The 22,661-nt window shown below is 35.2% G+C and carries 17 protein-coding genes; 9 read left to right on the forward strand and 8 right to left on the reverse strand.

Going from position 1 to position 22,661, the window contains the following annotated elements:
• The 4 genes from BN2390_RS11005 (at position 1) to BN2390_RS11020 (ending at position 3,005) form a co-directional block, all read left to right on the forward strand.
• On the forward strand, positions 1-474 hold the full coding sequence (locus BN2390_RS11005; RefSeq protein WP_053984400.1) for a hypothetical protein: 474 nt from the start codon (positions 1-3) through the stop codon (positions 472-474).
• On the forward strand, positions 464-1,150 hold the full coding sequence (locus BN2390_RS11010; RefSeq protein ID WP_053984401.1) for an accessory gene regulator ArgB-like protein: 687 nt from the start codon (positions 464-466) through the stop codon (positions 1,148-1,150). Before BN2390_RS11005 ends, BN2390_RS11010 begins: the two co-directional genes overlap by 11 nt.
• Positions 1,147-1,281 (forward strand): cyclic lactone autoinducer peptide, encoded by a 135-nt coding sequence (locus BN2390_RS11015; protein WP_053984402.1) that lies wholly within the window; start codon positions 1,147-1,149, stop codon positions 1,279-1,281. The genes BN2390_RS11010 and BN2390_RS11015 overlap by 4 nt, the downstream gene beginning before the upstream one ends.
• Positions 1,282-1,343: 62 nt before the next feature.
• Positions 1,344-3,005, forward strand: coding sequence for a bifunctional diguanylate cyclase/phosphohydrolase (locus tag BN2390_RS11020; RefSeq protein ID WP_053984403.1), 1,662 nt, complete (start codon positions 1,344-1,346; stop codon positions 3,003-3,005).
• A gap of 80 nt (positions 3,006-3,085) precedes the next feature.
• On the opposite strand, the gene BN2390_RS11025 is transcribed toward BN2390_RS11020, so the two are convergent.
• The 5 genes from BN2390_RS11025 to BN2390_RS11045 all read right to left on the reverse strand — a co-directional run bounded on the left by BN2390_RS11025 (position 3,086) and on the right by BN2390_RS11045 (position 9,612).
• Positions 3,086-4,549 (reverse strand): sulfatase family protein, encoded by a 1,464-nt coding sequence (locus tag BN2390_RS11025; protein WP_053984404.1) that lies wholly within the window; start codon positions 4,547-4,549, stop codon positions 3,086-3,088.
• A 313-nt stretch (positions 4,550-4,862) separates the two neighbouring features.
• Positions 4,863-6,767, reverse strand: coding sequence for a PTS fructose transporter subunit IIABC (locus BN2390_RS11030; RefSeq protein WP_053984405.1), 1,905 nt, complete (start codon positions 6,765-6,767; stop codon positions 4,863-4,865).
• Positions 6,768-6,840: 73 nt separating this feature from the next.
• Complete coding sequence (gene pfkB, locus BN2390_RS11035; protein ID WP_053986308.1) at positions 6,841-7,743, reverse strand: 1-phosphofructokinase; 903 nt, start codon at positions 7,741-7,743, stop codon at positions 6,841-6,843.
• A complete protein-coding gene (locus BN2390_RS11040; protein ID WP_053984406.1) occupies positions 7,736-8,506 on the reverse strand; it encodes a DeoR/GlpR family DNA-binding transcription regulator in 771 nt (256 codons plus the stop codon). Before BN2390_RS11040 ends, pfkB begins: the two co-directional genes overlap by 8 nt.
• A gap of 293 nt (positions 8,507-8,799) precedes the next feature.
• On the reverse strand, positions 8,800-9,612 hold the full coding sequence (locus BN2390_RS11045; protein WP_053984407.1) for an AraC family transcriptional regulator: 813 nt from the start codon (positions 9,610-9,612) through the stop codon (positions 8,800-8,802).
• Between the two features lie 124 nt (positions 9,613-9,736).
• On the opposite strand from BN2390_RS11045, the gene BN2390_RS11050 reads away from it, so the two are divergent.
• The 4 genes from BN2390_RS11050 to BN2390_RS11065 all read left to right on the forward strand — a co-directional run bounded on the left by BN2390_RS11050 (position 9,737) and on the right by BN2390_RS11065 (position 16,114).
• On the forward strand, positions 9,737-11,596 hold the full coding sequence (locus BN2390_RS11050; RefSeq protein WP_053984408.1) for a glycoside hydrolase family 20 zincin-like fold domain-containing protein: 1,860 nt from the start codon (positions 9,737-9,739) through the stop codon (positions 11,594-11,596).
• A gap of 275 nt (positions 11,597-11,871) precedes the next feature.
• Positions 11,872-12,795 (forward strand): AAA family ATPase, encoded by a 924-nt coding sequence (locus BN2390_RS11055; RefSeq protein ID WP_053984409.1) that lies wholly within the window; start codon positions 11,872-11,874, stop codon positions 12,793-12,795.
• 19 nt (positions 12,796-12,814) lie between these two features.
• Positions 12,815-13,912: a DUF58 domain-containing protein gene (locus BN2390_RS11060; protein WP_053984410.1), complete on the forward strand. Its 1,098-nt coding sequence runs from the start codon at positions 12,815-12,817 to the stop codon at positions 13,910-13,912.
• A gap of 15 nt (positions 13,913-13,927) precedes the next feature.
• Positions 13,928-16,114, forward strand: a complete 2,187-nt coding sequence (locus BN2390_RS11065; protein ID WP_053984411.1) for a transglutaminase-like domain-containing protein — start codon at positions 13,928-13,930, stop codon at positions 16,112-16,114.
• An 803-nt stretch (positions 16,115-16,917) separates the two neighbouring features.
• Here the strand turns inward: BN2390_RS11065 and BN2390_RS11070 are convergent.
• Complete coding sequence (locus BN2390_RS11070; protein ID WP_053984412.1) at positions 16,918-17,709, reverse strand: GNAT family N-acetyltransferase; 792 nt, start codon at positions 17,707-17,709, stop codon at positions 16,918-16,920.
• A 985-nt stretch (positions 17,710-18,694) separates the two neighbouring features.
• Here BN2390_RS11070 and BN2390_RS22260 point away from each other — a divergent pair.
• Positions 18,695-20,386, forward strand: coding sequence for an ammonium transporter (locus tag BN2390_RS22260; protein ID WP_053984413.1), 1,692 nt, complete (start codon positions 18,695-18,697; stop codon positions 20,384-20,386).
• On the opposite strand, the gene BN2390_RS11080 is transcribed toward BN2390_RS22260, so the two are convergent.
• Together BN2390_RS11080 and BN2390_RS11085 are read right to left on the reverse strand one after the other, a co-directional pair.
• Complete coding sequence (locus BN2390_RS11080) at positions 20,381-21,715, reverse strand: FAD-binding oxidoreductase (protein ID WP_053984414.1); 1,335 nt, start codon at positions 21,713-21,715, stop codon at positions 20,381-20,383. The two genes, BN2390_RS22260 and BN2390_RS11080, sit on opposite strands and share 6 nt — an antisense overlap.
• A gap of 170 nt (positions 21,716-21,885) precedes the next feature.
• On the reverse strand, positions 21,886-22,578 hold the full coding sequence (locus BN2390_RS11085; RefSeq protein ID WP_198524905.1) for a putative ABC transporter permease: 693 nt from the start codon (positions 22,576-22,578) through the stop codon (positions 21,886-21,888).
• Between the last annotated feature and the right edge of the window lie 83 nt (positions 22,579-22,661).

The following is a 22,661-nucleotide window of genomic DNA, read 5'->3' on the forward strand; positions in this document are numbered from 1 at the left end:
ATGCTACAACTTACTCTTATGGAATTCTTTTTTAGAGTAATTCCTGATGCCATATTATTTATGATCGGTGCACATATTTTTTCAAATAAGCCTATGCAAAAAAATAATATGCTTAAATCTATTCTTTGTATGGCTATTACAGTATATTTAATTCGTTGTCTACCTATTACCTTTGGTATACATACACTTTTAGGAGTAGTAGCTACTACCTTGATTATTATAGGATTCCATAAAATAGATTTATTACAGGCTATTCGTGCTACGTTTCTTACTACGCTTATTCAATATATATCTGAACTACTCAATATGGTCTGGATTCAATTATGCTTAGGAAAAGAACTCGAAGCTATTTTTGCAAATCCTACTACTAAATTATTATATGGACTTCCTTCTTTAGCTTTTAGCGCCCTTATACTATATATATGCTATATTTTAAAAAGGCATAGGAAAGAGGCTGTAAGAAATGGGGATTGAAAAGTTTAATGAAAAGCTTGCTAATCATATAGGTGAAACGCTTCATTATACTGAGGAACAAACTAATGTTATAGCTTATGGCTTATTTACTCTTTTACAAACCATACTTTCTATAGGTCTTGTTATGATCATAGGTTTAATTTTAGGGATCATGACGGAATCTCTCATTGTCTCCTTCAGTATTGTGTTTCTTAGAAAATGTTCAGGAGGAGTACATGCTACTTCTCCTGAACGCTGCCTAATCATAGGCACTCTTATTTCCATATTAGGTGGGTTATTGGGTTATTGGTTTGGCTTTATTACTACAATACCTATACTTATCTGCATAGGTATTGTCCTTTTTAGCTGGGGCTTCTATGTTATCTATAAAAAAGCTCCTGTTACAAGCATTAATAAACCTATAAAGAGCGCTCATAGACAAAGAAAATTGAAACAAAGATCTCTCATTATGCTAGTAATCTATTTTATCATTGTATCTATCTTACTTTATGCCTATTCTTTTATATCTAACCCTAACTTTATAATATATAGTATCTGTTTAATGGTAGGTATGGGTTGGCAAGTATTTACATTGACCAATTTAGGTCACAACTTTGCTGAATGTATAGATCATGTTTTAATTTATATATCTAATACTATTAAAATTTTAAAATGTAAAAGGGGAAATCAATTATGAAACGTATTAACCACAAATTATTAATGACTCTTGCTGCTGTAGCAACTTTATTTGCATCTTTTACAGCTTCTTCTGCTTGTATGTGGGCATTTTACCAACCTGAAGAACCAAAAAGTTTAAGAGAAGAATAATCTGTAACCTACGTAAAGACCGACTTTGTCGGTCTTTATAATTATCAAGGAGACCTACTTTTATGCCATCTAAAGAGCTCAAACAAAAACGTATTGAACAACTTTTATCCATTGTAAAATTAGCATGTTTATTATTACCGACAGTTATTACTTTTCAAAATCTTACTTCTGTTAATTATTCGCAAAACTATTTACTTCCATTTGCAATATTAATCCCCGTAGTGCTAGGACTCATGTACTATATCTGGAGCTTCTCAACAAAACGTATTATAAATGAAGCTCATTCAAATAGCATTGCTTTTATTGAACATTTTGCATTGGGCATTTTCATTTTTTTAATCATCCTTCTCTCTGGAGGTGTTAGTAGCCCTAATAAATTTATGTTTATTTTCATTATCATTACCGCAACGATTCAACTCGGTCTAAAAGGTGGGCTCTATGTAGCAGGCATTTCATCTTTTGCAACTTTATGCATGGATTTATATATGGCAAAAAACCTGACTATAAATCCATATTTTGAAAACGATTTGACTTTAGCAGGTGTCTTTCTTTTAACGGCTTGGACTCTTGGTACCTATGTTGAAGGTGAACGTGAACATATTGAAATGCTTGAAAATATGGTAAATTATGATGGATTAACAAAGGTTTATAATCATCGTTTCTTTTTCGAGCAACTTCAAAAGGATTTCGATCATGCAAAATTAACAGATACACCTTTAACTCTTCTTTTCTTAGATATTGACTACTTTAAATGTTATAACGACCTTAATGGTCATTTAGAAGGTGATCAAGTTCTTACCCAAATGGGAAATTTATTAAGTACTACTGTCGCTTCTAGGGGAACTGTGGCACGATATGGTGGTGAAGAATTTGCCGTTTTACTTCCTAACTATGATCATAAGAAAGGTTCTAAAATTGCAGAGTTACTTCGTCAAACTGTAGAGCTTACACCTTTTAAAGGAGAAGAAAATCTCCCTAATAATGTACTGACTGTATCCGTAGGTATTGCAACTTATCCTAATCAAGCAAAAGATAGTATCGAACTCATAAAGTGTGCAGATGATGCACTCTATCGTGCTAAATTCTTTGACAAGAATAGAGTTGAAACCTATAGTTCTATCTTAGATGAACTTGAAAAGAATATTGCAAAAGAAGACTTAGATATTTTGAATTCTATTAAAACATTAGTAAATATGATTAATATAAAAGATCGATATACTTACGGGCATGTAGAACGCGTCGTAATGTATAGCCGCCGTCTTGGTAATGCTTTAAAGCTAAGTAAGGATGATCTACGTACACTAGTATGTGGCGCCTATATGCATGATGTGGGTAAAATTGACATTGATGAATCTATTTTAATTAAAAAAATGCCACTTACCAATGATGAATGGCTCCAACTTAAACAACATCCTGTAAAAGGCGAAGAAACCATTCAATATGTTCATTGCCTACAAAGTGCTAGACCTCTTGTTCGCCATCATCATGAACGTTATGATGGTTGCGGCTACCCAGATGGCCTAAAAGGTGAAGAAATTCCATATCTTGCACGTATTTTAACTGTCGTTGATAGTTTTGATGCTATGACTTCCAACCGTGTCTATAACACTAAGAAATCTTATGATGAAGCTATTATTGAGTTAGAACGCTGTAAAGGAGCACAATTTGATCCTGATATTACAGATTGCTTTATCTCACTGATTCGAAATACACCTAACTTCTAATATTATAAATAAAAGTCATATAGGCTAGGAATACATATCATGTTATCCTAGCCTATATGACTTTTTATATAATCAAAAATTTATTCTTCTTCAATCCAACTTATAGTTGGCCAAACAGCTTTACCATTATTAGCTTGAGGACTTCCAGGTGTACTACGTCCTTCTTTGACATACTTCACTAATAGGTTCTTTAGTTCTTCTACAATCTTTGGATATTGACTATATATATTATGCTGTTCTCTAATATCTTCTTCTAAATCATAAAGTTGGAAACTGGCTAATGCTGCTTCTTCTTCTGATCCAGGCATAGGTGCACTCCATCCTCCAGAGCCTTTGCACATTTCTAGCTTATACTTTCCTTTACGAATAGATAGTGATCCGTCTATACTTTGATGAACAATGGCTTCCCTTTCATAGGTAGCTCCACCCTTCCAAAGATCTAATTCACTTACACTATCTTCACCCATATGGTCTGGTAAATAAACCTCCAATATTTCTGCAACTGTTGCCATGAAATCTACTAAGCAAACTGGCTCTTTACAAATACTTCCGGCTTTAATTATACGTGGCCATTTAATAAGAAGTGGTATACGATGCCCCCCTTCATAAATATCTGCTTTGGTTCCCCTAAAGATATAACTTGGATTATGTCCTTTGGTTGCAAGTTCCCTATAATCTGCACTAGGTGAACATCCATTATCAGAAGTATAAATAATTATTGTATCTTCTTCTATGCCGCATGCTTTAACCTTTTCTAATACCTTTCCTACCATCGCATCGCACATCATTACAAAATCGCCATACTCATTGGTTCCTGAAATACCTTGCCAGTCTTTAGTTGGTAAAATAGGTGTATGTGGCGCAGGTATCGGGAAATAAATAAAGAATGGTTCTTCCTTATGCTGTTCTATAGTTTCTAAAACTTTATCTGTTAACTCAGGCAATACTTGTTCATGCTTAAAGCCTGGTGCAGTTGGTCCTTCTCTCCAGAACATTTTCCCAGTATTACTTGTTATATGAGTAGGTAACTCAACAACACAGTTATTTTCAATATAAACATAAGGTGGCATATCTAACGAACCACTTATACCATAGTAATATTGAAATCCAAAATCTATAGGACCATTTTTAATAGGTTGTGAATAATCTACATTTTCTACCACACCAAAGTTAGGTACATTCTTGAATTCACCGTGACATGCCCAGTCCATACCTAAATGCCACTTGCCAATACATGCAGTGTAGTAACCTGCATCTGATAATACATTAGCTACTGTCTGTCTCCCATCTTCAATAAGATGTGGTGTATATCCACCTACTACACCTGACTTCAAGCGTGAGCGCCAGTTGTACCTGCCTGTCAAAATACCATATCGTGAAGGTGTGCAAACCGCTGAAGTAGAGTGTGCATCAATAAAATTCATTCCCTCTCTACCTATTTGATCAAAGTACTTTGTTTCAAATGGGCATTTTTCATTTAAATAGAAGATATCTCCATATCCCATATCATCAGCTAAGATATAAATAATATTTGGCTTTCTCATTTTAATCCCCCAGATTATTTTTACTAAATTATATCATTTATTTTACCATATTTTATATTAATATACATAATTATTTATGACTTCGATTATGCTTTTTACTTTTACTTAAAATATACTTATACCATCACAGTAATAAAGTCATTGCTTGCATACTTACGTTCTTAAATAGCTTAAGCTTTCTTAACTACTAAAATGATATACCTTGCATTCTATCTTAGAATACGTAAAAAAGTCCTGTAAGAATATTTTACTATTCTTACAGGACCTTTCCTTATTTCTTATTTCTTATTTCTTATTTCTTATTTCTTATTTCTTATTTCTTATTTTTATTATCTACTGGTTTCTTTAAGAATCCTAAGATTAATGCACCAACAATAGCACCGATTGCAACTGCTGCTGCGTAACCAAGTGGATTACCAATTACAGGAAGTACAAAGATTCCACCATGTGGTGCCCTTAATGTACAACCAAATACCATTGTTAATGCACCAGCTATACCTGCACCAATGGCTGCTGAAGGAATTACACGAAGTGGATCTGCTGCTGCAAATGGGATAGCACCTTCTGTAATGAATGAAAGTCCCATAATATAATTTGTAAGACCTGCTTCTTTATCTTTTTTAGAAAATTTATTTCTAAAGATTGTTGATGCTAGAGCAATAGTAAGAGGTGGTACCATACCACCAGCCATAACAGCTGCCATAATTGCAAAATTACCTGATTCTAATGAAGCTACACCAAATACATAAGCTGCTTTATTGATTGGACCACCCATATCAATTGCCATCATTGCTGCTACAACAATTCCAAGTAATACTTGGCTTGTTGTACCCATACCATTTAAGAAGTTTGTGATTGCTGTATTTGCTGCTGCAACTGGTGGATTGACAACAAACATCATAATCGCACCAATAAGAAGTGTTCCAAATAAAGGATATAATAATGTTGGTTTAGTACCTTCTAATGATTGTGGTAAATAACTAAATACTTTAATTAAGCCTTTTACTAAGTAACCTGCTACGAAACCGGCTACTAATGCTCCTAAGAACCCAGCGCCACCAGCATTAGCTAAGAATCCACCTACAAAACCGATTGCAAGAGCCGGTCTTTCGCCAATACTCATTGCAATATATCCTGCAAGAACAGGAAGCATGAATCCAAATGCCGCTTCTCCTACTGTTTTTAAGAAAGCTGCAAATGGTGTGTTTTTACCAAAGTTAGCTGGATTAATTGAATAATCATCAAATAAGAAAGCTAAGGCAATTAACAAACCTCCACCGATAACAAATGGAAGCATATGAGATACCCCATTCATAAGGTGTTTATAAATTTGACGTCCAATACTTTCTTTTTCACCTGTGCTAGTAGAAGCATCTTTTTCGCCTGTATGATGATATACTGGTGCATCACCACGTACTGCACGTTCAAGTAATTCATCTGCTTTATGAATACCATCTGCTACTTTTGTAATAATGACCTTTTTACCTTCAAAACGTGCCATTTCAATTTTCTTATCTGCAGCTACGATAATACATGTTGCAGCAGCAATCTCTGCATCTGTTAATACATTTTTTGCACCTGTAGAACCATTTGTTTCTACTTTAAGTCCAATACCTTTATCATCTGCTTTGTTTTGTAAACTTTCTGCTGCCATGTAAGTATGGGCAATACCTGTTGGACAAGCTGTAACCGCTAATACTTTGTAACCTTCTGATTTACTCGTAGCACTTGTTACTTCTTCTTTTTCTCCATCAGGGAACTTTTGTTTTTCTTTTTCATCAATGCAGGCTAATAGATCTTCTTTAGTCTTAGCATTTAATAAACTTTCAATAAAGGCTTCATCCATTAATATAGTTGAAAGTCTTGAAAGTACATCTAAATGTACATTTTCGCCACCTTCTGGTGCTGCAATCATAAAGAAGATCTTAGCTGGCTGTCCATCTAAACTCTCATAATCTACACCTTCTACACTTCTTGTAACTACAAGACCTGGACGTTTAACTGCACTTGACTTTGCATGAGGAATGGCAATCCCATCACCAATACCCGTTGTACTTTGTGCTTCTCTTGCTAAAATACCTTCTTTGTAACCTTCTCTATTATTTAGGTTACCAGCTTGATCCATTAAACCTACAAGCTTATCAATAGCCTCAGCTTTATTTGCTGCAGCAAATGTTAAATCCATACCTTCTTTGCGGATTAAATCAACAATTCTCATGTTGCCACTCCTTTAGTCTGTTTAATTTCCCCTCAATGTTATAAAAAAATAGTTTATTGCCTCTTTTATCTCTTTATAGGCATTTAAGTAAAGCTTCTACCTCTTCTTTTGTTGCTAGATTATAAGAAAATGCTGATGCACTCCCTGTTGCAATACCCATTTTGAAAGCTTCTTCATAACTTCTATGCTGAATATATCCTGCAATAAAGCCTGCTACCATAGAATCTCCAGCACCTACTGAATTTTTAACTTCACCTTTAAGACCTGTATGTTTAAGGACTTCACCTGTTTCACTTACTAAAACAGCACCATCACCTGCCATAGATACAAGCACATTTCTTGCACCTTTTTCTTGAAGTTTTTTAGCATACTCTACAACTTCATCTTGAGTTGTAATTGTTACACCAAATAATTCACCTAGTTCATGATGATTTGGTTTAATAAGGAACGGACCACATTCTAATACATTCATTAATAAATCCTTTGTTGCATCCACTACCACATGGATATCACGTTCTTTGAAGTCTGTCATAATACGTTTATAGATATCACTTGGTACTGTTGATGGAATACTTCCTGCGAGTACTAAAATATCACCACTTTGTAATGTATCAATTTGACTATATAAAGCTTTAAGATGTGAATCTAAAATAGCTGGTCCATTACCATTAATCTCTGTTTCTTCATCACTCTTAAGCTTAACGTTAATACGTGATAGACCTTCTTCTAATTCGATAAAATCACTTTTTACACCGTGTTCTTCTACAAGTCTGCCAATTTCATGACCTGTAAATCCTGCTACAAATCCAAGTGCCTTATTATCTACACCTAAATTCTTAAGTACAATGGAAACATTAATACCTTTTCCACCTGGAAACATCTTTTCTTGTGCTGTACGGTTTACTGCACCCACTTTAAACTGATCTACTTCAATTAAATAGTCGATTGATGGGTTAAGGGTCACTGTACTAATCATTAGTTTGTTCATGCTTATTGTCCACCTCTATAATTGTTGTTTGTTCATAAAACTGTGAAGGTACTTTGCCATTTGTAATAAAGTTTGCTTGCTCTAAGCTAGCAAAACGTACAAAACTAACTTCATCTACCTTGCTATTATCTGCTAAAACATAAGCCTCATTACATTTATTTAAAGCTTTTTGTTTGACCATTGCTTCTTCAATATCTGGTGTAGTAAAGCCTTGTTCAGCACTTACACCATTAGCCCCGAAAAAGCCTTTTGTAAATTGATACTTTTCAAGTTCTGCTACAGCACCTGCTCCTACTACAGCTTCAGTATTCATTTTAACGCTACCACCTAGAATAATAGTTTGAATACCTTTTTGTAAAAGTTTTTGTACATGACCAATCCCATTGGTCACAATTACAAGGTCGTTTGCTTCAATGTAATCTATTAATGCCTCTATTGTTGTTCCAGCATCTAAATAAATGACATCCCCATCTTGAATAATGCTTGCTGCTTTCTTGGCAATCTGTTGTTTATCTTCCATATGCATTGCTTGCTTTGTAGACATTTTATGTTCTATATGAGTGGCTATACCACTTTTAAGCATTGCTCCACCATGAATTTTTTGTAGATATCCTTTTTCGTCCAACGTTGCCAAATCTCTTCGAATTGTAGACTCTGAAGCATTATATAACTCCACTAGTTCAGCTACGCTCACCGTACCTTTTTGCTTCAAAATTTGTAAAATCAGTTGTTGTCTCTCTTCGATCAGCATTTGTATCACTTCCTTATCTGTATTGTACAATCATTTTCAATCACTTTCAATCATAAATAATCATTTTTAACCATTAATTCCTCATTTTCATTCATTATCATTCATTTATTATGATTATTTTCATTCATTTTCACTCATTTAAGTTCATTCATCTTATCTATTCTTACTAATATTATCATATTATTATTAGACATAACTTCCTTTTTTATACTAAACCCTAACTTTTTTCATCAAATGATGCTTATTGAAATCTTCCATTTACAATCAAAAAAGCCACCACATGATGTAGCAGCTTATATATTTTCCTTGGAAGGTAAATTCCCCATATATTTTTTGTAAGTCTTACTAAAGTAGGATAAGTTAGGAATCCCACATTTTTCTGCACTTTCTTTCACATTGTATTTACCTGAGCTTAGTAAGTTCCTTGCATAGTCACAACGTAAGAAGTTGATATATTCTACAACAGTCTGCCCTGTAATCTCTTTAAATACACGACACATGTAATACTTACTGAACCCTACATGCTTACAAATATCATCAATGGTCAATGCTTCAGAGAAATGATTTTTAATATAAATAATCGCTTTTTTAACATTCTCCATTTTATGATTCCAAGTTGTATCAGAAACTTGAAGTTGTCCTAAACTATAGTTCCTATAACACTCTGCAAGTAATAAAATAACTAAGCCCTGTACCACTGACTTATAATGTTTCTTTTGTTTATCCATTTCGTCTATGATCTGCTCCATATAATGAACTAATCCATTATCTTTAATCAGATTTTGGAGAATTAAATCTTCCACATCTACTTCAAAGCTTTCACAAAAACTTTTATCTGCGATCAAACAATAATATTCTAATTCCATTGAAGCTGTATATAAAAAGTGTAATTCATTTGAATTGACAACAAGCAAATCCCCACATCCTACTTCTACATGGTTTGCACCGCAAGTAGCTACACCATTGCCTTTTACAAAATATAAAATTTCAATATTCTCATGGTAATGCATGGTAAAGCCTTCACACTTATTCAGTGTATCATAGTGAAAGATGATAGGAAATTTGGGATCTTGATGATGATGGTGCTCATAGATGATTTCATTCATAGTCATTCCCCTTAAAGCAATATTGTGTTAATTCCTAGCAAAATAGACTCTTTATAATCTATCTTATAACTATATAATGAAACTAGCAACACATTCTAATTAAATCATTTTTTAGGAGAACATCATGTACTTATTACCACAACCAAAACACCTAAACATTAATGAAGGCCAATTTATTATTAAACCTTCTACACTTCTTTTATTAGACGCAACTTGTGATTTTGATGATCTTAAAGCAATTAAGTTACTTCAAGATGAAATCAAACAAGCAACAAGCTTTAACCTTTCTATTAGCAAAGGTTATCACGCAACTGATTCAGCTTCTAATATTCAGTTTGTAAAAAAAGCAGGCTTTAATAAAGAAGCTTATGAGCTTACTATCATATCTGAAGCAATTACTATTTCTGCTTCAACTGGTGCTGGTATGTTCTATGGCGTGCAAACACTTCGCCAAATTATCCGTCAAAATGGTGCACTTGTACCAGCTCTTACAATCTGTGATGAACCACACTTTGCAAATCGTGGTTTCTACCATGACCTTACTCGTGGAAAAGTAGCTACACTTGATACCCTTAAAGAGCTTGTAGACCGTGCAGCTTTCTATAAACTTAACCAAATTCAACTTTACATCGAGCATAGCTTTGCTTTTGCTGGTCTTAGTGAAATTTGGGTAGACAAAGATCCAATTACTGCTGAAGAGATTTTATTACTTGATGCTTACTGTAAAGAACGTCACGTAGAACTTGTACCATCTCTTTCAACATTTGGTCATTTCTATGAGATTTTAAAAAGTAAATCTTTTAATCATCTTTGTGAAATTGATACTACTGATAAAAAGGATTACTCATTTGTTGACCGTATGGCACATCATACACTTAACACACTTGAAGAAGGAAGCTTCCTCTTAGTAGAAAAAATGCTTAACGAGTTTATTCCACTCTTTAGCTCAGATCAATTTAACATCTGCTGTGATGAAACTTTTGATCTTGGTAAAGGACGTAGTAAAGCAAAAGCTGATGAAGTAGGTGCAGGTAGACTTTACGTAGATTTCTTAAATAAAATTGTAGCATGTGTAAAACAACATAATAAAAAAGTAATGTTCTGGGGAGATGTTATCCTTCACCATCCAGAGCTTCTTAATGAAATTCCAGAAGATGTAATTTGCCTTACTTGGGATTACAGCTCTACTTGTAGTGACCATGCTGTAAAAACAATAGCTGAAACTGGACGTGAACAATATGTTTGTCCTGGTGTAGGTGGTTGGAGCATGCTCATGAACCTTATGTGGAATGCCTTTGAAAACATTCGTAGAATGGTTGAGTTCGGAAGAGACCACGGCGCAATTGGTGTACTTAACACTGACTGGGGCGATTATGGACATATCAATCTCCTTGGTAGTTCAATGCCAGGTATGATTCATGGTGCTAACCTTTCATGGAATCCTCAAACAGAAGAAACAGACTTTACAACAACTTACCAAGCAATCTCTCGTCTTGAATATGGTGATACAACTGAAACACTTGTTGGCTTACTTCACCAATTATCTGGCCGTCAAGGTTGTAGCTGGTCTGATGTGGTTAGATGGAAAGAGCTTCAACACAATCAACATGATGAAGTGGAAGTGCTTTCTAACTTAAATGTAGAACGTATCCTTACAGGTTATGAAACAGCTCTTCAAGTAGAGAAAGAACTTCTTGCACTTAGTGGTACAATGCGTCATAACAACTTCGATCTTCAAGAATTCTTAATCTCTGCAAAAGCGATTCAATTAGTGGATAACTTTGTTCTTACATTAATTCAAGATAAAGTAGGTACTAAAGAAGCTGTTCCTACTATGAGCAAATTAGAACTTGCTGCTGCGCTTGAAGTTTACTTTACTCAATTTGCAGCAATCTGGAGGACACGTAATAAAGAAAGCGAACTTTACAGAATTCGTGAAGTCATTACTTATATGTGTGCATACTTAAGAGATAGCGTTGCTTAAGCAATAACCTTTTTAAATACTTATACAAAAGAAACTACCTAGATATTAAATATTTAGGTAGTTTCTTTTGTATTTCCATACTTTTCCATTTTCTTTGGAAATGTTATAATTTAATCATTATTCTATTGTTTCATATCTTTTCTTACTCTTACAACATCTCAAGCTCCGATAAAGATATCCATTTAGTAAGCTATGCAATGAATGAATTAGCCCTACGCTTTTATTATTTATAGAGATTGTAGTAGGTAATACCTACCCATTAAGGAGTTGAAAATATGCATCATCAAATTAGCCAGATTATTGATCAAATAGAACGTGTTATTGTAGGCAAGCGTGAGATTTTAATTCAAGTAATGATTGGGCTTCTAAGTGAAGGGCATATCCTCATCGAGGATGTACCTGGAGTTGGCAAAACCCAACTTGTAGCTACCCTTGCCAAAGTCTTAGATGGAGATTTTAAGCGTATTCAATTTACACCGGAAGTAACCCCTTCTGACATTACAGGCTTTGCTATGTTTAATCAAAAAACTATGGAATTTGAATATCGTGCAGGTGTTAGCATGTGTAACTTCTTACTTGCTGATGAGATTAATCGAGCTTCTTCTAGAACCCAATCTAGTCTTCTAGAAATTATGGAAGAAGGGCGTGTAACAGTAGATGGTATCACTTATACATTACCTAAACCCTTTACTGTACTTGCTACCCAAAATCCTATTGAGAACTATGGAACTTATCATCTTCCTGAAGCACAAATGGACCGCTTTTTCATTAAACTCTCTATTGGTTATCCTAATAAATCAAGTGAACTCCAAATTCTAAATATGTATCAAGATACCAATCCTCTACATACACTATCTCCTGTTTGCTCTATGGAGACTTTCTTACAACTTCAAGATCAAGTAAAAGAAATTTATGTAGATGACTCACTAAAAAATTATATTTTAGATATTACTCATGCCACACGTAGTCACTGTCTCATTACCTTAGGCGTCAGTCCTCGTGGTAGCATCAGTCTGTTAAAAGCTGCTAAAGCCAAAGCATTTATAGACAATCGTAATTATATACTGCCTGATGATATTCAAGCTTTAGCTGTACCCATACTTGCTCATCGTATCATCATAAGCCAAGAAGCAAAAAATCAAAAACTTACACCTACAAAGCTTATTAAAATGATTGTAGAGCAAGTTCCTGTCCGTTAATCTTAATTTGGAGGACTTTATGGAAAATAAAATAGATCTTATTTTGACACTTATAGTTATACTCATCTGCCTATTCTTCATCGATATAACCTTTGGCATAACTTTACTCTGCATCTGGCTAACAGCAATGATTCTCACATGCTCTCTACCTTTACTATTTAAAAATCGTATACATATACACACCCACTTCTCCAATCAAATACTTGAAAAAGGAGATACTTTATCAATCACCTTCAAACTTACTAACACAACTTGTCTCCCAACGCCTTTAATCCAATTAGAGCTTTTATGCCCTGATAATCTTCAACTTGACTGTTCAAGCCACCTTGCACTTTCTCTTGCACCTTATGAAATACGCCTAATTACCATTCGCTATACTGCACTGGCACGAGGTGTCACAACAATCGGGTTAAATCAACTTCAGCTGTTGAATCCACTAGGCTTAAAGTCAAGACCACTCCTTATAGACTTTACACCTTTTCAGTCTATAATCACTATAGTCCCAGAACTTTATCCGATTCATCCCTCTCATCCTTTGATTCTTAATCATACTGGGACAAATGATGGTGAAGATGACCTGGAGATACCTCATTTAACTTATCACTCTTTTGGGGAGATAAACTTTGAATGCCGTCCCTACCTAGCTGGTGATTCCTTACAAAAAATTCACTGGAAACAATCTGCTAAGAAAAATCAGCTTATGGTAAAAAAAGACCTCGCAGCTAGCCTTGGCCGTAAATATCTTATACTGGATCCACTTTCACACTATGCACTTGAAGACTCTTTACTAGAAGCTTTCTTATCATTAGGCTATACCCTTTATCAAAGAGGTATACAAACTACACTATGCCTATTTGAAAATGATGCATGGCATCTTTACAAGCTAGAAAATGAATCCACCTTATATAACCTACAATATCAACTTGCTTCCTATCATTTTATAACTTCTAACATACCACTTACTGACCGATTAACTCCCTTAATACTAAAATCAAATATAGGTGAAAATGGCCAACTACTTATTTTTTCTCCTGTCACCCAAGATATATTTCAAGATACAAAAAACTTTTTTGCCCTACATCAAAGAGAGCTTCTTCATATCTCAAACAAACTTTAAGGAGGTACATCATGTATGCTACGTTTCAATAAGTGGTCTTTGACACCTTTTCATCTACTTACTCTGTTACTAACATTGACATTAACCTTATGGCTTCTAAATGTCTGCTTTAATCTTCCTACATGGCTCCTTCTTGTTCCAATAGCTCTCATTCAATTTTTATCCTTTCTTTTCTTCCATACAATTAAAGAAAAAGGAAATATAGCTGTTGTATACTACTGTGGCTATGCACTTGTTATTTTTCTTTTGTTTAAATGGTTCAATAGCATGGCTATTACATCTCTTACATACACCCAATGGTTAGGAAGCTTTATAATGGTGCCACAACCTGTATTTGCTTATTTTCTTAGCTCTACTTTAATGCTTTCTTCCATGTTCATCGCACTTATCTATTACTTTGTTATTATACATTTTCGTCCAATGGTGCTCATCTTGATAAGTGCATTACCTGCTACAATCTGCATACGTATGGGCAGACCCACTGTTAGTAGCTACCTCTTTATCTTTATGGGGATTCTCTTGTTACTTTATATGTATTATTGTAGCTACGAAGCGGAAGAGCTACCCTATACCGTCTTACCTTGCACTAAATCTTATTGGAGTACTATGAGCCTTCTCTTACTGTGTATTTTTTTAACCTGTAGTCTATTACTTATTCCCGGTTCTAACTTATCTAATCCTATTCATACACTCCTTCGAACCCAAGTGACTAACCACCTACAACCTAACTACACAACCTCTACACTTCCAAAAGAATCTACAGCCACAAGTGCACCTACAGCACTAAGTGATACTCCCATTTTTGAAGTGAGAGCAACCAAACCTGTTTATTTTCGTACAAGAGGTTGGGACTACTATGAAAAGAATGCATGGCATGTAAAAAGAGAAGCACTTAGCCTTGGCTATCAATTGCCTAAGTCAGAAATGAATCAAAAACTAGAACAAAAATCTTTAGTCCTATTAAATGTAATTGAGCGTTTAGAAAAAAATGGTCTCCTTCAAGATATGCCTGAACTTACTCACCTTTTAGAGGCTCCCATTTCACCTATTACTTACTATGCCGCCTATGTTACTACTCTAAATTATTCACACTATATGTATCTCAATCCACCAGGCCTTATTTCTATTAGCAATCCTTTTTCTCCACTTGACTTGTATTTAAATGCTTTAGAAATTTGCTTTGCGAATGATAAAACACGTCCTTATCCTAATGAAGGTTATGTTATTTCTTATATGGATACATTCCCAGCTTCTAATTCTCGTGAAATGTTACTTATTGAATCTTTAGATCCTTCTACCTATAACCAATTGATTAACTTTCTATTGGATAGAGTTTGGGAACAACACAATCTCCAACAAGCTCAAGAAGATGAATACTTTCTCAAAAAATGCAGCGATGAACTGGAAACGGCTACACTGCATTTTTTAGATATTCCTAACAGTATTACCAAGAGAACTTATGATTTAGCTCAAAAGATCACAGCGTCTTCAACATCAACTTATGAAAAAGCTTTGGCTATCCAAAATTATTTTTATAATGGTGAGTTTACTTACGACTTAAATTCCCCTGTTACACCTCTTGATAAAGATGCCATAGAATATTTTTTATTTGAAAGTAAACGTGGAACCTGTGTTCAATTTGCTTCGGCTATGACTATGCTATGCCGTGCTGCTGGTATCCCTACACGCTATATGGAAGGCTACGTTTGCGAAGAATATGATGCCTCAAAAGGCTGTTATATTATTAAACAAAAACATGCTCATGCCTTTCCTGAAGTCTATCTTCCTGGCTATGGGTGGCATATTTTTGAACCTACGATTCCAGCTACAGAAAATAAGAAGTCACCACTATCTCTTATCCTCTTATTGATTACATGCCTTATGTTTCTATTCATACTCTATTTTCTCTCTAAAGTTCTCTCAGAGCAGCTTTGGAGACTATGTATTGTACGTCAAGAACCCAAAATAGCTCTAGAAGCTATATACTCTCGCCTTCTTAAAAGACTCAAGAAGAACGGCTATGTAATAGAAGTTTCTATGACGCCTATTAATATATCTCATATCCTCCTTGAACAAGGGATTGATCTAACTTGGCTTACTGAACACTACTGTAAAGTTCACTATGGACATTGTAGTTGTGATAAGACGGTTGTCTTACAAGCCCTACAACTTTATAAATCCTTGTATCATATGCATCCTTAGTGTTAGAAAAATCCAGGACTGCTTCATCATTGAAGCAGTCCTGGATTTTTGCAATTATATATTTGTTTAAATGAGGGTGTGCTTATATTTAGCCTACTTGCGTGAGTTGGCTAGGTGGATTCTCCTCCACCTGCTACACTCCGCTTTCAGAGAAATGTAACTCATTCAAAAATAATAACGGTGTGAACTCGCTACGCTCAAACAGCACACCTAAAATCATTATTTTTTTATTTCGAACATTTCTTATCTGAAAGCTACGTAGGCAGGTTCCGGAGAATGCACCTATCCAGCTCACTGAATCAAGTCTACGAAATATGCCTCCCTCACTTTGTGGATTGCGCCGCCGGAGAGATTACTAAACTGCATGTAGCCTATATTCTAAGTCCATCCTCGAAAAAAGCTCCATGGAGGTCACCCACCCATCACCGCCCTTTTCTACTGAGAAAGTTAAGTTTTCACTTCCAGTGGCACGCCGTGGAGAGAAAAGAAGAACAAACGTCTCTTCTTTGGAAGACAAAACCTTGTATGTCTCAATGTCTTTTGCTATCTCTCTACCGGAAGGGTCTATAATGTGATGGGCTGTAAGGTGAGTTATTGTATGGAAACTTTCTCCGCAGACTTTTTAGAGAGGCTTAGAGAATGGAATCAAACTGGTTTTAGGGAAATGTCTGAAGAAAAGTGAACTTCTTTTCTGAGTTTTGACCGTTAGTTTGATGGAATGAACTTAGCCTCTCTTAATAGTCGAGGACTAGAAGTTGGAATACAATAAGCTTGCCTACATGTCCTCACACTTAATCAAATATTTAATTGCTAAGTTCATCTCTACCTGCACATTTTACTGCATAAGCTACATATTCATGTGCAAAATGATAGCCTAGCTTTTCAGCTAATGCCACTGATGCCTTATTTGCTGCATCCCAGCTTGGGTAAAGCCCTCTTTCTAGGCACTCTAGTACTAATCTTGCTCCACATACTAACGCAAGTCCTTGTCTTCTATAGTCTTTATGAGTATCTATTTCTATCTCTATTCCTTCTCTATAAATTGTATAAGAAGATGCACCACTTACTACTTTCCCTTCATGTAATACTACAAAACCTAATCCTCTTTGGGCATAGTCTTCATAGTTTGTAAACTGTGAACATAAGTCTTGGCTCCGCTCTTCTTCCATCACTTGCTCATAGACTTCTTGATCTATTGCTTTTAAAACATAGGATGTATCTAAACTTTCTACATATGACTTAAGCTTTGGGATGTTAAAGACTTCTGGTTCTTTTTTTATAGCGTATCTCGTAATTTTAAAGCTTCTCTCTAAGTATGTATCTTCAATAAATTTTGCCCAGGTCTCATTTTGTGGAACCATAATAAGGTACTCTGACTTATAATCTGTTGGTATATGCCTCACAATTTCAATATTAGGTTCACCTGCTAAAAAGCAAAAATCACCAACAACAATTTGGGCTGACTTAGGTTCTTCTGCATCATCTACCCATCCACATCCCATACAACCCTGTAGATATGACCATATCAAGGTCTCTTTCCAATCTTTAAATAACTTACTTACTCTATAACCTTCTATCCTATTAATCTGCTGCATAGATACTTTTCTCTCTTTCTTATTTTTTAATTTTATACCTTATATTTACTATTCTTATCTCCCATCCATATTCTTACTTCTCTTAGCAGTATCTCTCTCCTATAAACTGCACTCAACATTCTTTCTCTTTATCTATCTTATTAACTATACATCTCATGAACGCACAAAAAGCTAACCTAAGCCGTCCCTCCCTTATCTTACTTAGACGGACTTAAGTTAGCTTCTTGTTAGTGGCGCATTTCACACCTTAGGGGATGCTTCGCTTCGTAAATAACTTATACAGTTACACCATACAATATAGCTTACCTTGTTATGATGCGCTAATTGGTGTGCTCTAAGTGAAAGGGATGCCACTGCATTTATCACGGTAAGTGTCCGCATAGGCGATCATCCCATAGGAATGACCTCATGTATGTGTATAAAAGTAATAAGTTGTGGTGTGAAGTTGAATCATCGTATCCGGTGTATCTATTCGTAATCTCCTACAGTTTCCTTGCCACCACTAAAAACTGTAGTTGTGAGGAAAGCTTGCAAAGCTTCAAAATAAGGGAGGTAATCTATCTGCTTTGTATACTTTTCTCAGCCATCTTCTACACATTGAATCCACTTTACCTAGGATTAAGGCTTCATCTTAGCGCAGTTGATTAGCTTTAGATACTTGCTTATTTATAATATACGCTACAATTTTGGACATGTCAATATAATTAAATACATTTTTCTAAAAATTTTATCAAATACATTTTTTCTTCTCTCACTTCTTCTTGTATCGGACTACATTATTATAGAAAAAAGTATATTTGTCTTATTATTTTTTTATTGACATTTCAATTTTATAGTCTTATACTTAGTTTATCAATCAGCAAAGGCGCTGTAGGAACTCTCCTACAGCGCCTTTTTTTGTTTCAAAAACACAAAGGCGTGTTTTCTGTTTACTCAGAAACCACGCCTTTTTTTAATAGACTAATACTGAAAAAGGAGTGATGTTATGTATTCATCAATTGATACTGTATGGGTATTGTTAGGTGCCCTTCTCGTTTTCTTCATGCAAGCTGGATTCGCAATGGTAGAGGCTGGTTTTACACGAGCTAAAAATTCAGGGAACATTATTATGAAAAACCTTATGGACTTTTCTCTTGGAACCTTAGTGTTCTGGGTATTAGGTTTTGGACTTATGTTTGGTACATCTATAGGGGGCTTTATTGGTGTACCTGATTTCTTTGTTCGTGGAGACTATAGTGGAACTTACCCTACTATGGCATTTTTGATCTTCCAAACAGTTTTCTGTGCAACTGCTGCTACGATCGTATCTGGAGCAATGGCAGAACGTACTAAATTTTCATCTTACTGCATTTATAGTGTACTTATCAGTGCTGTTATTTATCCTATTTCTGGTCACTGGATTTGGGGCGGTGGTTGGTTAAGTCAATTAGGTTTCCATGACTTTGCTGGTTCTACTGCTGTTCATATGGTTGGTGGTGTAGCTGCCTTTATAGGCGCAAAAATTCTTGGACCTCGTATTGGTAAATATGGCCCTGATGGCAAACCAAAAGCAATTCTTGGCCATAGTTTAACTCTTGGCGCATTAGGTGTATTCATTCTTTGGTTCTGCTGGTTTGGTTTCAATGGTTGCTCTACTATTTCTGCTACTGGGGACGAAACACTTGTTGCTATGTCTACAATCTTTATTACTACAAACTTAGCCGCTGCCGCTGCTGCTACTTGTACAATGGCTATTACTTGGATACGTTACAAAAAACCTGATGTTTCTATGACACTTAACGGTGCACTTGGTGGCCTTGTTGCTATTACTGCCGGTTGCGACATGGTATCTCCTGTAGGTGCTGTAATTATTGGTGTTATTGCTTCTTTTGTTATCGTGTTTGGTATTGAATTTGTTGATAAAATCCTTAAAATTGATGATCCTGTTGGTGCGATTGGCGTACATGGTATGTGTGGTGCTGTAGGAACAATCTTAACAGGATGCCTTGCACTTGATGGCGGTCTCTTCTACGGTGGTGGCTTCTCATTCTTAGGTGTTCAAATCCTTGGTGTAGTAAGTGTTATGGCTTGGGTCGCTGTTACAATGACTATTATTTTCTTAGTCATCAAACACACTGTTGGTTTACGTGTTTCTAAGGAAGAAGAAATTGCCGGTCTTGATATTGAAGAACATGGTCTTGCAAGTAGCTATGCTGACTTTATGCCAATTCACTTTAACTCAGTAGCATCTACTGAAGCAGCAACAACTCTTGTACCACCTGTAGTTATATCTTCTACTGCATCTGATAGGACTGTTGCACCTCAATCCCATGATGGTGCTAAAATTACTAAACTTGTTATTTTAATGAATCAAAGTAAATTTGAAGCGTTTAAAAGTGCAATGAACCAAATCGGCGTAACAGGTATGACTGTTACCCAAGTACTTGGTTGTGGTATGCAAAAAGGAAGTAGCGAATATTATCGTGGTATTCCTCTTGAATTTAACCTTCTTCCTAAAGTAAAAGTTGAGGTTGTTGTGTGTAAAGTACCTGTTCAAACAGTTATCGATGCCGCCAAAGCTGTACTTCACACAGGTGCAATCGGTGATGGTAAAATCTTTATTTATCCTGTTGAAAATGCTGTTAAAATTCGTACTGGCGAAGAAGGTTATGACGCTTTACAAGATATAAGCTTATAATCCTTGTTCAAACTTGAAGAAATTATTTTTATCATATTTTTTTCTGATTTTAATAAGATCATCCTGATTTTTACCGTAATAAGCGTCTAAATAGCTGGTTATTTCGGCACCTGGGAAATTCACAAATGACCCTTTTGTCATGGTTTCAATTACTTTAAAACGTTCAACAAACCAGTTTTTATTAGGGTCACTATCCTTATTGTCCTCCCAGACCGTTTGGAAGCCCAAAATATATTGGCATCTTCTATAAGCAAAGGATGCAGTATCTTCTTTAACACTTGTTATATGACCTCCTAAACCATAACAAGAAAGTGCTGTATAGACTGCTCCTTCTGCTCTTTCTTTAATCATATCTAGGAGTTCATGCATGTGCTGTTCTTCTAAGTTTTGTTCTACAAAACGTCCTGAAGATTTATAGTGTTCATACTCTGGATGCGCATCTTGTATCCATCTATTAATCTCAAGTACGCTCATTGTTTGAACTAAAACTTGCAATGTATGTCCTAACTGAATAAATGGTGCCACAAGGTGATGTGCTTCTTCTCTTGTACCGTAATAGATACCAATGAGGAGAATGCCATCGCCTTTTTCTTTTGAATTATAAAAACTCAGTTTAAAATTCGCTTCTGGACATAAGTCTCCTATTGTTTCTTGCCATAATTTAAAGACTTCAATTTGACCTTTTCTTGTGACATGATGAGATTCTATTCGAATCAGAGTTGCTTCTTCTCTCTTCTTAGGTAACTTAAAAGTCATTTTGACCACTACGCCAAATTGACCTCCGCCACTCCCTTTAAGAGCCCAGAATAAATCTGCATTTTGCTCTTTACTTGCAACCACTACTTCTCCTTCTGCATTGATAAGCTCAATTTGTGTAATAGCATCACAACCTAGCCCTAGCAATCTAGCAGAATATCCCCATCCCCCGCCAAGGGCAAAACCTACTACACCTACTGTTGGGCAACCACCACCTGGAAATGGATAGCCTTTACTACAAACCGCTTCGTAAAGTTCCCTATTTCTGACACCACCTTCTATAGTCACTTCTCCTCTTGCTTCATCAAGGTGAATTTGATTCATCTCGCTTACATCAATCACTAATACATCATTCCCTGTTGAGTAGCCTTCATAATGATGTCTCCCTGATCTTATACGTACAGGCACTCCTTGTGCTTTTGCCCATTTAATACTTTTAGCCACATCTTCTGATGATTTACAAAATGCAATAGCTAATGGGTATTTTTCTATAGCTCTATTCCACATAGTTCTAGCTTCTTCATATACTAAATTTTCTCGTGTTACTACACGTCCTGATATTTCTAATGTCATCTTTCTACCTCATCTATTCTAAATGCTTCTTCTATTTTTATTAACTTAGTATGAAATAAATCCTCATAAAATATTATAACTAATTATAGGAGCTATTGCACCTAAGTACAATAACTCCTATATATGTAACACTTATCAAATACTTATGTATAGCTTTTAATATTTTATAACTATGGATTAAAATTCATATTTGGATAAATTGCTTTCATCTTACTATCTGGATAATGGTTATCAAAATAGGACCAATACTGTTCTAACCTTATATTGCCCTCTCTTCTTTGAGTCCATCTCTCTACTGCTAATCCCGACATCATTGTATTAAAAATCATAAATACAAATAATATCCACGTAAGTACCTTTCCAAAACGATTTGGAATTTTAATAATCCAAGTAATACACAACGGATATATTTTCTGTATCCATATCAGCCCCAAAATACCCCAAAAAATAGAATAAACCAAATTAATTCTTCCATGTAAATTAAGTGGTAAATGGGAGTAATCCCATGATATAGTTCCAAACATAACCTCTTGTATAAAAGAACATAAATACTCTATCAATGAGCCTATGAGCATACTCTCTAGAAAAATTCTCACATTACTCTTATTCCGCATCCAATAAAGACCTATTGTTAATGCTAGTGCTCCACATCCATATACCAAGTTAAAAGGCCCATATATAAGTCCTACTCTACTCTCATAATGAAAACGTGTGCAAATGCACCATATGGTTTCTATTACCACACCTAAAAAACAGCCTATAAAAAAGATCCAAAATAGCTTATAAAAGTTAATACCTTTTGCAAAATGGTTGGTTTCTTGCTCACATCGTTCCATCTGCTCGATATTAGGTATTCTATACATGCCCCATCCCCTTTCTTATTTCACCTATTCCAATAAAAAAACTCCTTAAACATTCTATGCATCGTTTAAGGAGTTTTTGTCAC

The sequence above is a fragment of the Niameybacter massiliensis genome (assembly GCF_001282685.1).
Classification (GTDB): Bacteria; Bacillota; Clostridia; order Lachnospirales; family Cellulosilyticaceae; genus Holtiella; species Holtiella tumoricola.